This window comes from Rouxiella sp. S1S-2 (assembly GCF_009208105.1).
Lineage (GTDB): Bacteria > Pseudomonadota > Gammaproteobacteria > Enterobacterales > Enterobacteriaceae > Rouxiella.
The window spans coordinates 4258454-4275229 of record NZ_WFKL01000001.1; the positions used below are offsets into that span (position 1 = coordinate 4258454).

At 53.5% G+C, this 16776-nt stretch carries 12 protein-coding genes; 4 read left to right on the forward strand and 8 right to left on the reverse strand.

Going from position 1 to position 16776, the window contains the following annotated elements; all coding sequences use genetic code 11:
• Positions 1 to 94 precede the first annotated feature (94 nt).
• From GA565_RS19510 to GA565_RS19520, 3 genes are all read right to left on the reverse strand, one after another.
• Complete coding sequence (locus GA565_RS19510) at positions 95 to 2494, reverse strand: glucose/quinate/shikimate family membrane-bound PQQ-dependent dehydrogenase (protein WP_152200210.1); 2400 nt, start codon at positions 2492 to 2494, stop codon at positions 95 to 97.
• 205 nt (positions 2495 to 2699) lie between these two features.
• The gene (gene pqqU, locus GA565_RS19515) at positions 2700 to 4880 is read right to left on the reverse strand and encodes a TonB-dependent receptor PqqU (protein ID WP_370518068.1); all 2181 of its coding nucleotides are present in this window, start codon (positions 4878 to 4880) and stop codon (positions 2700 to 2702) included.
• A 775-nt stretch (positions 4881 to 5655) separates the two neighbouring features.
• The gene (locus tag GA565_RS19520; protein WP_152200214.1) at positions 5656 to 6549 is read right to left on the reverse strand and encodes a LysR family transcriptional regulator; all 894 of its coding nucleotides are present in this window, start codon (positions 6547 to 6549) and stop codon (positions 5656 to 5658) included.
• Between the two features lie 104 nt (positions 6550 to 6653).
• Here GA565_RS19520 and GA565_RS19525 point away from each other — a divergent pair, with 104 nt between their 5' ends.
• Positions 6654 to 8021 (forward strand): MFS transporter, encoded by a 1368-nt coding sequence (locus GA565_RS19525; RefSeq protein WP_152200216.1) that lies wholly within the window; start codon positions 6654 to 6656, stop codon positions 8019 to 8021.
• A gap of 13 nt (positions 8022 to 8034) precedes the next feature.
• Positions 8035 to 8433, forward strand: coding sequence for a DUF4440 domain-containing protein (locus GA565_RS19530; RefSeq protein WP_152200217.1), 399 nt, complete (start codon positions 8035 to 8037; stop codon positions 8431 to 8433).
• 11 nt (positions 8434 to 8444) lie between these two features.
• Here GA565_RS19530 and GA565_RS19535 read toward each other — a convergent pair whose 3' ends face one another.
• The 5 genes from GA565_RS19535 to GA565_RS19555 all read right to left on the reverse strand — a co-directional run bounded on the left by GA565_RS19535 (position 8445) and on the right by GA565_RS19555 (position 13997).
• Positions 8445 to 9401 carry a sugar-binding transcriptional regulator gene (locus tag GA565_RS19535; RefSeq protein ID WP_152200219.1) on the reverse strand — a complete coding sequence of 319 codons (957 nt, stop codon included), beginning with the start codon at positions 9399 to 9401 and terminating at the stop codon, positions 8445 to 8447.
• A gap of 23 nt (positions 9402 to 9424) precedes the next feature.
• Entirely contained in the window at positions 9425 to 9859 is a 435-nt protein-coding gene (locus GA565_RS19540; RefSeq protein WP_084983012.1) for a 6,7-dimethyl-8-ribityllumazine synthase, read from the reverse strand.
• A 79-nt stretch (positions 9860 to 9938) separates the two neighbouring features.
• Positions 9939 to 10871: a sugar phosphate isomerase/epimerase gene (locus tag GA565_RS19545; RefSeq protein WP_152201632.1), complete on the reverse strand. Its 933-nt coding sequence runs from the start codon at positions 10869 to 10871 to the stop codon at positions 9939 to 9941.
• Positions 10872 to 10885: 14 nt separating this feature from the next.
• Complete coding sequence (locus tag GA565_RS19550) at positions 10886 to 12424, reverse strand: glycerol-3-phosphate dehydrogenase (RefSeq protein ID WP_152200221.1); 1539 nt, start codon at positions 12422 to 12424, stop codon at positions 10886 to 10888.
• Positions 12417 to 13997 carry an FGGY-family carbohydrate kinase gene (locus GA565_RS19555; RefSeq protein WP_152200223.1) on the reverse strand — a complete coding sequence of 527 codons (1581 nt, stop codon included), beginning with the start codon at positions 13995 to 13997 and terminating at the stop codon, positions 12417 to 12419. The genes GA565_RS19550 and GA565_RS19555 overlap by 8 nt, the downstream gene beginning before the upstream one ends.
• 559 nt (positions 13998 to 14556) lie before the next feature.
• Between GA565_RS19555 and GA565_RS19560 the strand changes: the two genes are divergently transcribed.
• The gene (locus GA565_RS19560) at positions 14557 to 15210 is read left to right on the forward strand and encodes a DUF2291 family protein (protein ID WP_152200225.1); all 654 of its coding nucleotides are present in this window, start codon (positions 14557 to 14559) and stop codon (positions 15208 to 15210) included.
• On the forward strand, positions 15207 to 16754 hold the full coding sequence (locus tag GA565_RS19565) for a sugar ABC transporter ATP-binding protein (RefSeq protein WP_152200226.1): 1548 nt from the start codon (positions 15207 to 15209) through the stop codon (positions 16752 to 16754). The genes GA565_RS19560 and GA565_RS19565 overlap by 4 nt, the downstream gene beginning before the upstream one ends.
• Positions 16755 to 16776: the final 22 nt, after the last annotated feature.

Consider the following 16776-nt stretch of genomic DNA (forward strand, 5'->3'; position numbering starts at 1 on the left):
AAATTTCATAAAAGGGAAAAAAAAGGGCCACCCATTGCTGAGTGGCCCTTGATATCGAGTTAACCGCTGACAGCTTCCGCCGCCATTAAGTTAATTATTTTTTAGCATCGTCCGGCAGTGCGTAGGCGATAATGTAGTCACCCAGCTTGGTGCCGAATGAACCATGACCACCGGCTGCAATCACCACATACTGCTTGCCGTTCACTTCATAAGTCATCGGAGTAGCCTGACCGCCCGCTGGCAGACGTGCCTGCCACAGTTGGTCGCCGTTGCTCATGTTGAACGCGCGCAGGTAGTTGTCTGCGGTTGCTGCGATGAAGAATACGTTACCCGCCGTTGAGGTTGGCGCACCGAGCATTGGCATACCCATTTTAAACGGCAATGGCACAGGTGAGCTGTCACGCACGGTACCGATACGTTTTTTCCAAACGATATCGTTAGTTTTCAGGTCAACACCAGAGATGTAACCCCATGAAGGTTGCTTACATGGGAAGCCCAGCGGAGACAGGAACGCATTCAGTTCTACGCCGTAAGGCACGCCGTACTGGGTCTGAATACCAGACTCGGTACCGCTGCCACCGGTAGAGCCTGCAGGCGGCTCAATTGGGTTACCCGGTCCACGTGGGATCAGTTTAGAGGTGAACGGCAGCGCGATCGGGTTAGCGATAGCCAGCTGACGATCGGTATCAACGGAGATACCGCCCCACTCGAACATCCCCAGGTTACCCGGGAACACCAGCGTACCCTGCTCTGAAGGCGGGGTGAACGTGCCTTCATAACGCAGGCGGTGGAACATCACACGACACATCAGTTGGTCGTAGATAGTTGCGCCCCACATGTCTTTGCCGGTCAGTTTGGCTTCTGGACGGAAAGTCAGGTCAGAGAACGGCTGAGTAGGAGACGTGTGGTCGCCTTTGGCTGCACCCTGTGGAACAGGTCTTTCCGTTGCAGGCACAACCAGCTTGCCGTCACGACGGTCCAGAACAAAGATGTTACCCACTTTGGTAGGAACATAGATAACCGGAACTTTGTTACCGTTCTTGTCAGTAATGTCTGCCAGAGTGGGCTGAGCCGGTACGTCCATATCCCACAGGTCGTGGTGCACAGTCTGATAAACCCAGGCCAGTTTACCGGTAGAAGCATTCAGCGCCAGCAGGCTGCTCGCGTAACGCTCCATGTCTGGAGTACGGTTACCGCCCCAGATATCAGGGGTTTCCACACCGATTGGCAGATAAACCAGGTCCAGCTTCGCATCGTAGGCAGCAGGTGCCCAAGAGTTAGGTGAGTTAGGCGTATAGTTTTCGCCCGGACCAGGGATCTTGTTCGGATCAGCAGCGCCTGGATCAAAGGCCCACAGCAGTTTACCGGTGTTCACGTCGAAACCACGGATAACGCCTGAAGGCTCTTTGGTTGAGTAGTTATCGGTAACCGCACCGGCAACCACGATCACTTTATCAGTGACAATCGGCGGTGAAGTTGGCTCATAACGACCCGCAGAAGCGTAAGGCATGTTGCTCTGCAGATTCAGTTCGCCGTTGTTACCAAAATCAGGGCAGCGCGCGCCTGTTTCAGCATCAAGAGCAAACATACGGCCGTCGTTCACCGGCAGCAGAACGCGGCGAGCACAGATGGCTGGCGCGGCTGAACCTGAAGCATTGCCTTGGGCAACGTCTGGCGCTTCATGGTAAGACACACCACGACAGGTCACGTGCTGGAAGGTTGGGTCGGTTTTCAGCTGGGGATCAAAGACCCACTTCTGCTTACCGGTTGCGGCATCCAGAGCAAACAGCTTCTGGTGCGGCGTACACAGATAAAGCGTATCGCGAATTTTAATTGGCGTAACTTCATCGGTGAATTCACCCGGATCGTGCGCCGTTTTCACGTCGCCCGTCTGGAAGGTCCAGGCCTCTTTCAATTGACCGACGTTTTTATCGTTGATCTGGCTCAGCGGGGAGTAACGGGTGCCCGCCTGGGTGCGTCCATAGGCAGGCCAGTCTGCATCGGCAACGCCCGAAGTAGACTGCACCGGCGCATTGTCTGCCGCTGGGATGGTGCCGTTGATTTCCTGCGGATCGTTAAATACTGAGTAAACCAGTACCACCACGGTGAACACCAGAGAGGTTGCCAGCGCACCGCGTGCGAAGGCATTTTTTTTGCTCATGGTGTTGTAAACGATGGGCAGCAGGATCCACAAACCCAGGAAGAACGTCACGTCTAAACGCGGCGTCAGTGCCCAGAAGTCGGACCCCACTTCCCACAGGCCCCAAATAGTGGTTGCCAAAAGGAACACGGCATAAAGCAGCAAAACTGAAGCACGGCGGCGCAGGAGCAACCATGCCGTTGCCAGATAAACAACACCGGCGATAATGTAATAGAGGGAGCCCCCTATTGCCGTCAGCCATATTCCGCCGACCAATAAATATAATCCGCTTAACGCGGCGAACAAAGCGGTGATTATGACGACTATGCGCGATAACGGAGCTTTAGTTTGCATATTATTAACCTTACAAGATTTTCATTGTCTTCGATCTCGCCGTGAAAGGAGATCTTAAAAACATTCGGCGTAGTGCGGAATGTCCTTCCTCGGGCAAGCCCTCTTTAACACCCGGTTAAATCGGCGTTAAGAGCCAGCTTGCTCTAGGTTCTGTAAAGGCCCTGTCCTGTTCCCTGGCGGGAGCCAATGTAGTTTTCTTCAGCAATTATTCGAAAGTATAGGTAAGCGTTGCGCCGCCGCCCCAATTTCTTCCAGGTGCCGGTTCAAAATAACGGCTATTGGTTTCATTCACGATAACCGAGCCGACGTAGTGGCGGTTAAACAGGTTGTCGACGCGGGTAAACAGGTCCAGTGACCAGTTGCTGCGCCAGTTAAGTCGGTAACCGGCATTGAGGCTGGTGAGGGTGTAGGCCGGAGCCTGCGCCGTGTTGGCATCGTTGGCCTGAATATCGCTCATGTAACGCAGCTCGGCTCCGGCGTGGAAGCCCTCAGGCGGCGCCCAACCCAATGAAGCATAGGCCGAGTTACGCGCAATGCCCGGCAGCTTGTTGCCTGCGGGAATGTTGCTGACCGAGGTATTCACGTTGTCTCGATAGGTGGCATCAAGCAGCGTCCAGGCCATGCGCAAACGCCAGTCAGAGGCAAACTGCTGGTCGAATGACAACTCAAGACCGCGACGGCGCGTTTTGCCGACGTTGGCGTAACTGCTACGTCCGCTGCCGCTGGTCGCAACCGCCAAGTCATTATCGGTGTCAGTCTGGAAAATAGCCGCCGTCAGCAGGCCATAGCCAATGCGCGTTTTACTGCCCAGCTCAACGGTATTACTGGTCGACGGTTTCAGGTTGATGTTCAAACCAGTAGAACCGTCGGGGCGATATGAAAGTTGGTTAATGGTTGGCGTTTCGAAGCCGCGTCCCGCTGAAACATAGAGATTTGAGGCCGGCGTCAGCGCATAGCTCAGCGATCCCATTGGCAACGCTTTGTGATAGCGCGTGCTGCCGCTATCGTCACCATTGCCGGGAACGATGTAATAATCTTTTGAGCTGAAACTGACGGTGCTGTAGCGCACGCCCGCATTCAGCGTCCAGCGGTCGGTCAGTTTCCAGGTGCTCTGCAAATAAGGGTCAAGATTCCACATCTTGTTCTTTTCGTTGCGGCGCTCGTCACCCTTGACGCCATACTCGTTAACGCCGTTTTCAACGATAAAGTTTTTGTACCCCATGCGGCGTTCCGTCATGGTTTCATAGTCCAGACCGCCAATCAGCGTGACCGGCACCGCGCCTAACTGGCCGTCGTGTTTCCAACGGGTGTCGATGCCCTGATAGCGACGTTCGAGCACGATCACCCCGCCCGGATAGGCTGGACTCGCCTGTGGCCCCGGGGGAATTGACTGATACTGCGTGGTGTGACGTTCACCCTTATAGGTCATGATGCTCAGCTCGTCGTTGTCCGTCATTTCGCGCACATAGCGCAAACCGACCTGAGTCTGATCTATCGACTTGCGGGTGTTGTACTGATCGGCACGCGGAGACTGCGTCGGGTTGGCCTTCCATTCGGATTCGGTCAACCCGCCTGGGTCACCCGCGTCGACGGAGACACTGTTGAACATCAGCGTCAGGGTGCTGCGATCGTCGATGCGCACGCCAAGTTTGCCGTTGCCCAAATTTTTACGTGCCGAACTGTGGTCGCGAAAGCCCTGCGTGGTAAAGCGTGAGGCTGAAATGGTGTAATTTACGTCACCGGCGTGGGTGCCGTCGCCGGTCGAACCTGAGGCTTTTACGCTGTTGCGAAATGAGCCGTAGCTGCCGAAGTAAGTCCCGGCGGTTAACGTGGTCGGCTGTTGGCCGGTTTGTGTTTCGACGTTAACGACGCCGCCCGAGGCATTGCCGTAAAGCGCTGAGAACGGCCCGCGCAGAACGTCAATTTTATCAACAGAGCTAAGGTCGATGTTCGACGTCTGTCCCTGCCCGTCAGGCATGGTCGCCGGAATGCCGTCAACGTAAATACGCACGCCGCTCACGCCATAAGTCGAGCTGCTGCCAAAGCCGCGTACGGAAAGCTGGAGATCTTGCGAATAGTTTTGACGATTTTGAACCTGCAGGCCAGGAACGCCGGTTAAACTTTCCGACAGATTGACCTGAGGCCGGCTGTCACGCACATCGTCACCATTGACTACGCTCACCGCAGCGGGCGTATCGAGCTCCGACAGTCCACCGTTTTGCTGTTGCGCAACAATAAGCAGCGTGTTGCCTTGGGAATCGGACTTAACCTTTTTGTCAGCGGCAGACGGCTTATCAGCAGGTGCGGACGTTTGCGCATAACTGACTGATAACGGCTGAAACATAGACAATAAAACAAAAGTTGAAATTGAAGTTTTGTTATTCACGGAAAGTTTTCGATTTTTAAAGTTAAGCCTGCTCACGCGCCCTTAACGTAGATGAATAAGTCAATCAAGGCACGCAATCCCCAGAGACGGTGTCACGCAGCTGCATAATATAAATTTAAACGAACGGAGAGTATATACAGAACTTTACAGAATGGCCGTATTTTAAAAATTATAGCACGCAGAGTTAACGTGCATGATTTTTAAAGTTATCTGTACGTATAAAATATGTATCTTCCAATCAGTGTAATCGATTACACACATAAAATACATGAATCATATCTATAAACCATTATTTAAAAACGGCTTTTCACACTTGTATCACAGAAATAATTATTTTAAATAAATCATTAAAAATCAATTATATAAAAACAAAAAAGGCGGACAAAACCGGCCAAACATGTCGAAATCACCCGCGTTATAAAACGGATTTACCCGACCGACAATATTCCGACTACTGATTTATCAACACCAACCCACGGGTTATTATGCAAAGCAAAAGCCGCTAAAATGTAACCGCTCACGCCTGTTTACGCGCAATTATTAGACATAATTTCGCTTAACCGGCCTTTACAAAACGTCAACTGTCGACTAATCGCGCCAAATGCCGCACTTATTTACACGGCCTATTTACCGCTAATTCTTCAACGATATTTTCATTAATTATTTCCCCGCTATCGCGATATATCCCAGGGCTAATAGGTATTAACTATGTATAAATTGAAATAGATAAGTTATACCGATGAAATGTGACCTGGATCACACTTCTTCTCGTGCGTTAAATCCTGTTCTTAAGATGCTCAATAAACAGTCTCACCTTCTCCGGCACATAGCGCGTATTGGGATACAGCGCATAAATCCCTTGACGCGGAAAGTGGTGATCCGCAAGCAACACCGTCAGTTTCTGTTGCGCAATTTCGTCAGCCACAAGCCAGGCGGGCAAAAGCGCGACACCGGCTGCGTTGAGGGCAAACGACAACAGCGCCGCCGCGCTGTCGGCCATGATTGATGCACCCGGCTCAACGTTAAAAAGACAACTGTGCTTGTGTGGCGTGGTCACCACCCAACTCAGCGGCGTCGATAAACGACTGTGGGCAATCCATCGCGCCTGCGCTAACTGCGCTAGCGAATGAATGCCCTGCGGTGCAAAGCGCTGTAAATAAGCCGGTGAAGCAACCGGTAAAATATCAAAACTGTCGATAAGCGTAGCGTGATGGGTGGAATCTGCAAGTTGACCTAGCCGGATTGCGACGTCAAAGCGGTCTGAAATTAAATCGCTATGCGCGGACGACGACACTAACTGCACCCGCAGCTGAGGATGCCTTTCGGCAAACGTACTCAGTGCAGGCACGACTTTACGCGCGCCATATTCAGGCGTGGTGGTTAATCGCAGCACGCCACTTAGCCCATGATGGTCGTGGCGAACCTCGTCCAGTACGCTTTCAGCATCCTGCAGCAGCAGTAAACAGCGTTGATAAAATCCCTCCCCTGCGCCAGTTAATGAAACGCGGCGGGTCGTACGATGCAGCAGGGCGACGCCGAGTTCGGCCTCCAGCTGCTTGATATTAAAACTCACCACCGCCTTGGTCAGCCCCATCGCACCGGCGGCGGCGGTGAAACTTCCCGCTGCCGCCACGTTGACGAATATCTCTACTCGTTGAAAATTCAGCATTGCCCCACCCACTGTCAAAATATTTTTGACAGTGTAACTGCTGACGTGCGGTTTATCCGCCTGATTATGTGGATTACACTCGGCGCTCATTTGCGGAGAACCCCATGAATTATCGCACGCGCGTCGCTGTCGTTTACCTGCTCGGATTCTTTATCGACCTGATTAATATGTTTATTTCCAACGTGGCCTATCCGGCAATCTCGCACCACTTTCAGGCCAACGTGGAGCAGTTGGCGTGGATAAGCAACGGTTACATTGTCGGTCTTACGCTGGTTATCCCCGCCAGCCGCTGGTTAGCCAGCCGACTCGGTGCCAGGCGCCTTTTGTTGCTTTCGTTAATGATCTTTTTGGCGGCCACGATGGGTGCGGGCACCGCCCATTCGCTGGCTGCGTTGATAGGCTGGCGGGTTGTGCAGGGCTTGGGCGGCGGCCTGCTGATCCCGATTGGACAGACGCTGACTTATGCACTTTATCCCCCAAGCCAACGTGCGCGTCTTTCGGCGATAATTATGCTGGTGGGGCTTCTGGCGCCTGCGCTTTCACCGGCATTGGGCGGGGTTATTGCCGACAACGTTGGCTGGCGCTGGGTGTTTTTTGCCTCCGTTCCACTGGCGGCGTTGAACCTGTTGTTGGCGGCCCTTTGGCTGCGTAGGGAAAAATCTGCTTTGCCTGCCGAGAAGTTAGACGTGGGCGGATTACTGACCTCCTGTGCCGCGCTGCTGCTGATTCTTCTCGGGCTGACGCTGCTGGGCGGCAACGGCACCCAACTTATCGGTGCACTGTTACTGCTGGCTGGGATAGCAACCCTGCTATTTTTCATTCGCCGGTCGCTGCACAAGCCTCACCCGCTGCTCAATCTGCGGCTTGCCAGACTGCCGCTGTTTAAAATTTCCATGCTTATTTATCAACTGGTGCCCGGCGTTTTCACAGGTGTTAGTCTGCTGACGATGCTGTATTTGCAAAACCAGCTAGGGATGCCTGCCACGCAGGTGGGTGAACTGATGCTGCCTTGGGCACTGGCTGCCTTTTTGGCCATTAGCCTGACCGGTAAAAAATTCAATCACCTTGGTCCACGTCCGCTGTTTATTGCAGGATGCATTATCAACGGCTGCGGCCTGGCAGGACTCACGCTGATTGGTGCGGCAGATGACAGAATCACTCAAATTGTTTGCTTTGCCCTGATGGGCTTTGGCAGCAGTCTTTGCAGTAGCACGGCGCAGAGCGCAGCCTTTATCGATATCGACAATGCCCAACTTAGCGATGCCAGCGCGCTGTGGAATATTAATCGCCAGCTAAGTTTTTGCCTCGGCGTCACGCTAATGGGGTTGTTGTATAATCTGCTTTCGACGCTGCAACCGGCAAGTGCCGCCTATCGCAGCTGTTTTGCCCTCGCCGCACTCAGTACCCTACTCCCCATAGCGCTCTGCCTGCGTATTGATAATCGTCGCATTGTCGCCAGGCTCACTCCATAAAACAGGAAATATTATGCCGCACACTAATCCGTACTTTAATGAAGTCATTGAAGCCCATCGCTTAATTGAGCAATGGCTGGGCGAAGGCGAGGTGCCTGAAGAGGTCTGCGATCGGCTGATTGCCCGCTTCAGCGAGCAGTACAGCATGATTGGCATCGCGGGAAATGCGCTGGACTTTGCCGGGCTGTGCGGATTTTTCCGCGCCAATGGTTCGGCAAAAAGTGGACTGGAGATTGAGGTGTTTGATCTGCGCACGGTGGCGGAATGGCCAACCGGCGCTGTGATAAGTTATCAGGAAAAGCAACGACTTGCCGACATCACAACGCGGCGTTATTCCACCGCGGTGTTTGAACGCACGGCGCAAGGTAACATTGTGTGGCGCCATCTGCATGAAACCAGCAGCGCCCTCTAACCGTTATTTAATTACTTTCTGACCAGCGCACTGGCGGTAATTTCATCGGTGATCAAGCCGTGCAGCAGGCCGCTGGCCAGCACGGCGCGGATCGCGTCGATTTTATTTTCACCGCCGGCGATCGCCACAATTTTATCGGCGCGATTGGTATCCAGCGTCACGGCCAGCGTTCTGGCGGTGAGTTGGGTATTGATGGCGCGGCCGTGGCGGTCAAAGAAATGCCCTATTAACTCGCCCACGCCGCCGGAGGATGAAATATCCTGCATTTCGTCTTCTTGCACCATACCGGCTTCCACCAACTGCGCCGCGGCTTCAACCGTACCAATGCCTACCAGTTTAACTTCGGCACTTTCGGCCATCGAGAAAACCTCTCTCACCCCGCGTTGCGACAGGAGAACTTCTTTGTCTTCAACGGTATTGGCTAAAAATGGCACTGGCATGATGTAGGCGTGTGCACCGGTTTTTTCGGCGATGCGGTGCATAACGTCGTGCGGATTAAGTGCATAATTGCGCGTCAGACAGCCCAACAGCGAAACAAACTGTACCCGTTGCGCATCGATGCGCGGCAGTTGATGCACCACAGAAGACAACGTGCGGCCATGCCCCAGTCCCAAGGTCGTCAGTTGGTCGGAAACCAGCAGGCTGCGCAAATAGTCTGCGCCCGCCATGCCCAATGCTCTGACCGGCAGGCCGCTTTCGGCCAAATCTGGCGCAACCCGACAAAAGCTCAAGCCAAAATTGTCTCGCAGCCGATCCTCAAGCTCGACACACTCGACGATATCGCCGTCGATGGTCACTTTTACCGCACCGTCGGCCACCACGCGGGCGATCATTCGATGGGTTTTTAGGGAAGGTAACCCCAGACGTTTTGCAACGTCTGCCTGAGTCAGTCCTCCTACGTAGTGCAGCCAAGCGGCTCGTAGTGCAAGGGAGTCGTCAGCGTCCGCCTGCGAGGAAGAATGTTTCATGGATTACCTCAAAACCGTCGCGATCATTTAATAGCGTGAACCATGCAAACGGCCTTGGCTGCTTCTGCGCCTTTTTTGACGAAGTGCGTATGGTAGAACTCGGTGAACTCTTTTTCTGGCTGGAAGTTGTGTGGGGTCAGTGAAACGGAAAACACCGGCACGTCGGTCTCTAGCTGAACCTGCATCAGGCCGCTAACCACTGCCTGCGCAACAAAATCATGGCGATAAATGCCCCCGTCAACCACCAAAGCGGCGCAAACTACAGCATCAATGTTGCCACGCTGGGCCAAACGCTTGGCCAGCAAAGGCATTTCAAATGCGCCGGGGACGTCAAACACTTCAAGCTCATACGCCTGCTGATGGGTTTCCAAATACTGTTTAAAACCTACCAGCGTCTGGTTAACAATATCGGCGTGCCAGTTGGCTTTGATGTAGGCAATCTTAATAGGGGCGGTCATAAAAACTCCAGTAAAGGTTCAATAATATTCATCATTATAATCAAGGGAATCGCCCTTATCATCCACGATAACACAGCCGTTATAGTGATAAATGCTGGCCGCCGGCATCAATATGCGGTGCCCAGAAAGCCACGCTTTCGGCAATCTGTGCGACAACCTGCCTGTCGCTGGGCTCACGCTCTTTGAAACTTAGCTCCAGACAAATTTCGTTGTCCTTTGCTCCCCCGCGGGCAAAAGCATCAAGTAACGGCTCGGGTTGAATTCGGCCATTAGCATTATACTGCGCAGTGAAGGGGCGATGACCACCTTTATCTAACATACTTTGCTTAATATGAATAATTGGCGAGAAGCGAGGTACGGCAGCGGCCCAGGCGTAAGGGTCATAGTCCTCGGGATTATCAGAGCTGACATCGCCGTGATCGATGTCAGCCATCATCCACATCGGTATCGCCATTGACGCCTCGGTCAGCCGTTTTTGCAGACTCAAACTGGCTTGAAGGGTTTCGCCAAACTCTCTGCCCACGCTCATCGGTTCCCAAAAAAGAAACTCCAGGCCTGCGGCTTTGGCATGCTCCGCCACTTCGCACCAGCAATCAACGGCGATATTTTGCAGTGCTTCACGTCGTGCGGGATAGTCATAATCTTGATAAGTAAAGATAGCAAATTGCGAACCGACCGATTTGCCCCCCAAATCGGCGGTGATATCAGCAAAGGTTTTAAACCAATCCAGATAATAGCGGCGCACGTCAGCATCGGGATGACCAAAATGATTGAGCCGTCCGTAAGGGCCAGTCATGCCCGACGTGACGCGCACGCCGGTGCTCGCCATCGCGGCATTCATTCGGCGCGCCAGGCGGCGCAAGGTTGCAGCGGGCCAGGATGGATTAATAAATTCGTGGGTCAGTTGCAGGTCACGAATGCGGATTTCTCGCGCGACGGTGTAAATCAGATCCTCCGGCTGCGCAAAGCGGTTAACCAGCGGATTGGTGTTCAAAGACAGAGTGAGTGCCATCATTGCCCCCTTAATCAGCCGACATTGGCCTGCAAAATCACCGGCGGTCGTGCACCCAGCGTCTGTTCAAACCACTGTTCAAAAGCCGCAGTTTGCTCTGGTGTAAGGTGCAGCCCGTGTTTGGTGCGACGCTTGAGGATGTCCTCAGCGCGTTGCGCCCACTCGGTTTTCACCAGATAGCGCGCTTCGGCCTCATAAAACTGACGGCCAAAATGACGGCCAAGGCTCGAAAGCGACGTCGCGCCGCCAATAATGTCGCGGGTTCGCGCACCGTAAAGACGACCATAATGCTTGCGTAACGCCTGCGGCAACCAAGGGTAATCCTGCTGGAGCTGTTGACTGAAGGTGTCGAAATCAGCGTGCTCAATTTCACCGCCGGGCAATACGCCCTCTCGCGTCCAGTCCGGTCCCATATGGGGTAAAAAGGGCGTCAGGCGCTGCATGGCATGCTCGGCCAGTTTGCGGAAGGTGGTAATTTTGCCGCCAAAAACGTGCAGCAAGGGCGCGCCGCCTTGGGTATCCAAGTCAAAGACGTAGTCGCGGGTGACAGCCGAAGGATTGCCTTTGCCGTCGTCAAACAGCGGACGCACGCCTGAGAAGTGAGTAATCACGTCCTCGCGGCGCAGTTTCACTTTAAAATAGCGATTCACCGCATCCATCAGGTATTGAATTTCGCTTTCATCGGCCACCACGTCTTCTGCGCGACCTTGATAGGGAATATCGGTGGTGCCAATGAGCGCTTTGTCTCCCTCATAGGGATTGATAAATATTACTCGTTTATCATGGTTTTGCACCAGATAGGCCTGCTGACCTTCCCAGAACTTCGGCACAATAATGTGGGAACCTTTCACCAGCCGCACCTTGCGGGAACTGGTGGTGTGCGTCACCTGATTAACGATGTCCAACACCCACGGACCCGCGGCGTTAATCAGCACGCGGGCGCTCACCTGACGCAGCTCACCGCTGTTTTCATCACGCAGGGTAATATTCCAGCGGTCTGGGCTGCGCTTGGCAGACACACAGGTGGTACGGGTGGCAATCGTTGCGCCCTTCTCTTTGGCATCCAACGCATTTAGGGTGACCAGTCGGGCATCATCCACCCAGCAGTCGGAATACTCAAAGCCCCGTTGATAGCGGTTAAGCAGCGGCGCCCCTTCCGGGCAACGCTCAAGATTCAGTGAACGGGTACCGGGCAGTTTTTTGCGGCCTCCGAGATGGTCATAAAGAAAGAGTCCCAGACGAACCAGCCAGGCGGGCCTGTCCTGCGGGCTATGTGGCAGCACAAAGCGCATCGGCCAAATGATATGGCAGGCAGAATTAAGCAACACTTCGCGCTCAATCAGCGCCTCACGAACCAGGCGAAATTCATAATATTCGAGATAACGCAGGCCGCCGTGCACCAACTTGCCGGAGCGCGAAGAAGTGCCCTGTGCCAAATCGTCTTTCTCGCACATCATAACTGACAGTCCTCGCCCGGCAGCATCGCGGGCAATACCGGCACCGTTAATCCCGCCGCCAATAACGAAAACATCCAACAAGCCTGACTCACTCATTGTTTACTCCTTTATGAATTGACTGCAGCTCAGTCCACACCGGCGGTAAAGTGAGACGCGTTTGCTGATAGGTTGCAAAAAGCCGACGATAATGTTCATTCAACTCGGCCGGCGGGGCTTCGGCAGCGCTAAGCAGCGGCGTAACCCAGGTGGCGATGCAACTGTCCATATTCGGATAGGCGCCGATAGCCACCGCGGCCATCATCGCCGCACCGGCAGCACCGGCCTCGTCGCGGGTGCTAACGCGCACCGGCGCACCAATGCAGGCCGACATAATTTGCCGCACCTTGGCCGAGCGCACCGCGCCGCCGGAAAGACGCAGTTCGCGGGGAGGAAGGTCAGACATGACTTGATAACAGTCGCGCGAGGCCATGCCGATACCTTCTATTACCGCTCTCAGTAAATCGGCATAGCCGTGGCTGTAGCGCAGCCCAATAAAACTGGCGCGCGCATCGGCATTAACAAAAGGGCCGCGCTCCCCGGCGAGGGAGATATAAGGGTGATACATCAGGCCGTCGGGATGCGTTGTCGCTAGCCATTTGTCGAGATGCTTAACCAGCGTGGCGTGATCTGCCGTGCCGCCAAACTCCTCTATTAAAGACAACGTCATGTTCAGCAACCAGTCCAGATTCAGCGTTGACGCCATATTGGTTTGCACCTGCGTCACCTGATGCGGCGAAGGCAGCGTGATGACGTAGCCAGTTTGTTGCTGATTTAGAAATACCTCGGAAGAGTGCACCGAGCGCATATGAACACCGGTAGAGCCAATAATCGAGCAGGCGGTGTTTTTATGCCCGGTATGAACCCCAGCCCCTAATCCGGTCATTACCATATCGACGTAGCCCAGACAAACCGGCGTTCCGGCCAGCAGCCCAATCGCCTCGGCCGCTTCTGCCGTCAGCGGATGTGTAACCTGGGTGCCTTCAACAATTTCAGGCAGCAGATAACGGCGGTCACTGAGGCCCAACGCCTCGATAACCACGTCTTCATAACCGCGATGACGAAAGTTGCCGAAGGTAAAGCTGGCTTCTGAAGGGTCGGTGGCACGCACCCCGGTGAGATTGAGATACAGCCAGTCCTTGCAGTGCATCGCTACTTCGGCTTGCTCGAGCTGCTGACGATGAGGACTGTTTTTGCCGTTCATATAGGCGAGCTGCGCGCCCTGCTGGCAGGTATTGAGGCCCGTGCCGGTGGCTTCGAAGCGCTGACGCGAAAGTGCAGAATGCTCCAGCGCCTTAACGGTTTCAGCCGCGCGGGCATCAAGCCAGATCCACGCATCACCGACCGGACGATTGTCTTTGCCCACCAGCCAAGTCCCGTCGCCTTGCGCTGTGACAGCCAACGCCACCACGCGCGAGGAGAGGTTTTCAATCTCATCGGCCAAGTGTCGAATGGCCGAGACGCAGTCTTGCCAGGTTCTGTCCATTGACTGCAGTGCCGAGCCGTCCTCACCGCGCTGATAGGTGTTTCTTACCGAGGCACAGCCCAATTGTTGACCCTCAAGGTCAAACGCGACGGCCTTTACTACCGAGGTTCCGGAGTCAATGCCGAGAATAATGTCGCGGTTATCCATTTATCACTCCCGAAAGTAGAAGGGCAAACCAAACATATCACTAACCTAACACGAAGAATGAATTAATTTTCACTGAAAATAAAATTTTTCAATTGAGTAAGCGTGTTTGATCACAATTTTGTTGCATAATTGATCACATCTAACGTGAAAATCATTATTGTTTATAGACCAGCTCCAGGGAAATTCGCGGCGGATAGGCGGAACTCTTTTTTAAGTTGATTTCACAACCCTCTTATCACCTCGCACAGTGATAATTATAAATTAATAATACAAACAATAATTTAAATAAAAAACCCACAAAATCAGTCAGCGACAAGATGTTCAAAATAGCAACAAAACGTCGTTTACAGGTCAGGAAAGAGATCCAGATCTCCAACCAGAAATAAATCGGCTAAACCGGTTGACAAGATTTATTGGCTATCACATTTTTAACGCTACTTGTTATCATATTTATAACATCGAGCAGCGCAGAAGATAACGTAAAGATAGGGTAGTAATCACACTAACTGTGGGATAACACCCTAATGAGCGCGAAAAAAGACACCATGAGGTCAACGCAATGACGACGCTAAGCACCCTTTCAAACCAGGTGATGCCCAGAACCCTAAAAAGGCTCGGTATCGCCCTGCTCGTGACGCTGGCCGTAGCCGCCGCCATTGGCCTGAATACTAAAGTGGTCAAAATCGGTTCTGCAGAAGACATAGCCGAGCAGGCTTTCTCGCCGGATAAATACGGCGAGAAAGCATTTCCTGAAATTCAGAAAAACGTCGAAGCACGCGCAGTTGATGCCTCAACGTTGGCGTCGGCGATCGCCGCTGACCCCAATGCGGCGGCGACAAAATACGGCGTTGGCAACCCAATGCCGGTGTTTTCTATCACGCTGACTGGCGTCGTAGGAGAAGGCGAATTGGGTGTTTATCCACTGAAAGTTGCCGGACTGCCCGATGACATTAGAGTCCGGCTGCAGACCGGCCCAGCAATAAACGGCACTGACCTGCGCGATGCCAGCGGCACTATTCAGTTTGGCGATTTCAAAAATCAGATTGAGTACCAGAACGCGGGATCCGGGATTAATCGGGCGATGAAAAAAGCGGTGCTGGGTAGCATTGATAATCAGCACCTTACGGGAAAAACCGTCAAGGTTACCGGCGTGTTCCGCCTGCTTAATCCGAAAAACTGGCTGGTTACGCCTGTAGGGATGACGGTGCAATGAAAACCCTAAACTCAGCCGAAGCCAACACCTCGCGCACAGAAGGTGAGGTTGTACTGTCGGCACGCAATGTCAGTAAAGTCTATGGATCAACGCACGCGCTGAAAGAGGTCGATTTCGACATTCGCTGCGGCCAGGTGACGACCCTGTTTGGCGAAAACGGCGCGGGTAAATCAACGCTGATGAAGATCCTCTCCGGCGTGGTAACACCCAGTTCAGGGCAAATTATTCTCAACGGCGAGCCGATTACGTTTGCCTCGACCAATCAGGCACGTGAATGCGGCATTTCAATAATTCATCAGGAACTCAATCTGTCGCCGAACATGAACGTGCGCGACAACATCTTCGTCGGCAGAGAAATTCACGGCATCACTGGGGTTAATTTCGCCGAAGAGGAGCGCATCGCGCGTTCGCTAATGGAGGAACTTGAAGAGGATATCGATCCGCTGACACTGGTAGAAGACTTGCGCCTGGGCCAGCAGCAGATTGTGGAAATTGCCCGCGCGCTGTCGGTGAAATCACGCATCCTGATTATGGACGAACCGACCTCTGCACTGAGTGCCACCGAGGTCGAAGTACTGTTCAAAATTATTCGTGATTTAACCAGCCGCGGCGTCGCCATCGTTTATATTTCGCATCATTTAGAAGAAGCGCTGGAAATTACCGACCGCGCCGTGGTGCTGCGAGACGGCGTGATGACCGCCTACGCCAAACGCGAAGAGATAAACCTCGAGTGGATCGTACGCAACATGGTGGGGGAGCACTTCGATCTGGGCTCTCCGCCGACCGGCTATGAGTTTGGCAACGTTGCGCTCGCGGTAAATCAGCTGACGGTGAAAGGCCCGACCGGGATCAAAGTGGTCGATAACCTGTCGCTGGAGGTGCGGGCGGGAGAAATTGTCTGTATCTACGGCCTGATGGGCGCGGGGCGCACCGAACTGATGGAGTGCATCGCCGGGCGCATGTCCGCCGAAAAAGGCACCATTACACTGAATAACCGGCCAATTTCAGGACTCAGCATCGCTGACCGTATCGAAAACGGGCTGGCGCTGGTGCCCGAAGATCGCCAGCGCGACGGTCTGATCCAGACCATGACCGTAGGAGAAAACCTCACTTTAGCCAGCATCGGCGAATTTGTGCGCCGGTTGGTGCTTTCCCCCAAACGGGAAAAACAGCTGGTTAATGACTCGATTCGCAACGTCACGGTGAAAACCTCCGGCGGAGAAGCCACCATCGGTTCACTCTCCGGAGGCAATCAGCAAAAAGTGGTGATTGGTAAAATGCTGGCCACCCATCCCAAGGTTATTTTGCTCGACGAACCCAGCCGCGGTATTGATATCGGCGCCAAGGCGGAGGTGTTCAAACTGCTGGCAGAAAACGCGCGCAGAGGATTGGCGGTACTCTATTCGACCTCGGAAGTGGGTGAATGCCTGAGCGTGGCACACCGAATCGTGGTCATGAGCAAAGGACATATTTCCGCCATTTTCGATGCCAACGTCAGTAAAGAACAGATCATGGCCGCTTCAGGCGAATCGCTTGTTGCCTGACACATAACACGACAGATCTCAT

Coding starts and splice junctions, on each gene's coding strand:
- GA565_RS19555 (WP_152200223.1), bottom strand. CDS start 13,997: ATGGATAACCGCGACATTATTCTCGGCATTGACTCCGGAACCTCGGTA.
- GA565_RS19565 (WP_152200226.1), top strand. CDS start 15,207: ATGAAAACCCTAAACTCAGCCGAAGCCAACACCTCGCGCACAGAAGGT.
- GA565_RS19560 (WP_152200225.1), top strand. CDS start 14,557: ATGACGACGCTAAGCACCCTTTCAAACCAGGTGATGCCCAGAACCCTA.
- GA565_RS19525 (WP_152200216.1), top strand. CDS start 6,654: ATGAATTATCGCACGCGCGTCGCTGTCGTTTACCTGCTCGGATTCTTT.
- GA565_RS19535 (WP_152200219.1), bottom strand. CDS start 9,401: ATGAAACATTCTTCCTCGCAGGCGGACGCTGACGACTCCCTTGCACTA.
- GA565_RS19520 (WP_152200214.1), bottom strand. CDS start 6,549: ATGCTGAATTTTCAACGAGTAGAGATATTCGTCAACGTGGCGGCAGCG.
- GA565_RS19545 (WP_152201632.1), bottom strand. CDS start 10,871: ATGGCACTCACTCTGTCTTTGAACACCAATCCGCTGGTTAACCGCTTT.
- GA565_RS19550 (WP_152200221.1), bottom strand. CDS start 12,424: ATGAGTGAGTCAGGCTTGTTGGATGTTTTCGTTATTGGCGGCGGGATT.
- GA565_RS19510 (WP_152200210.1), bottom strand. CDS start 2,494: ATGCAAACTAAAGCTCCGTTATCGCGCATAGTCGTCATAATCACCGCT.
- GA565_RS19530 (WP_152200217.1), top strand. CDS start 8,035: ATGCCGCACACTAATCCGTACTTTAATGAAGTCATTGAAGCCCATCGC.
- GA565_RS19540 (WP_084983012.1), bottom strand. CDS start 9,859: ATGACCGCCCCTATTAAGATTGCCTACATCAAAGCCAACTGGCACGCC.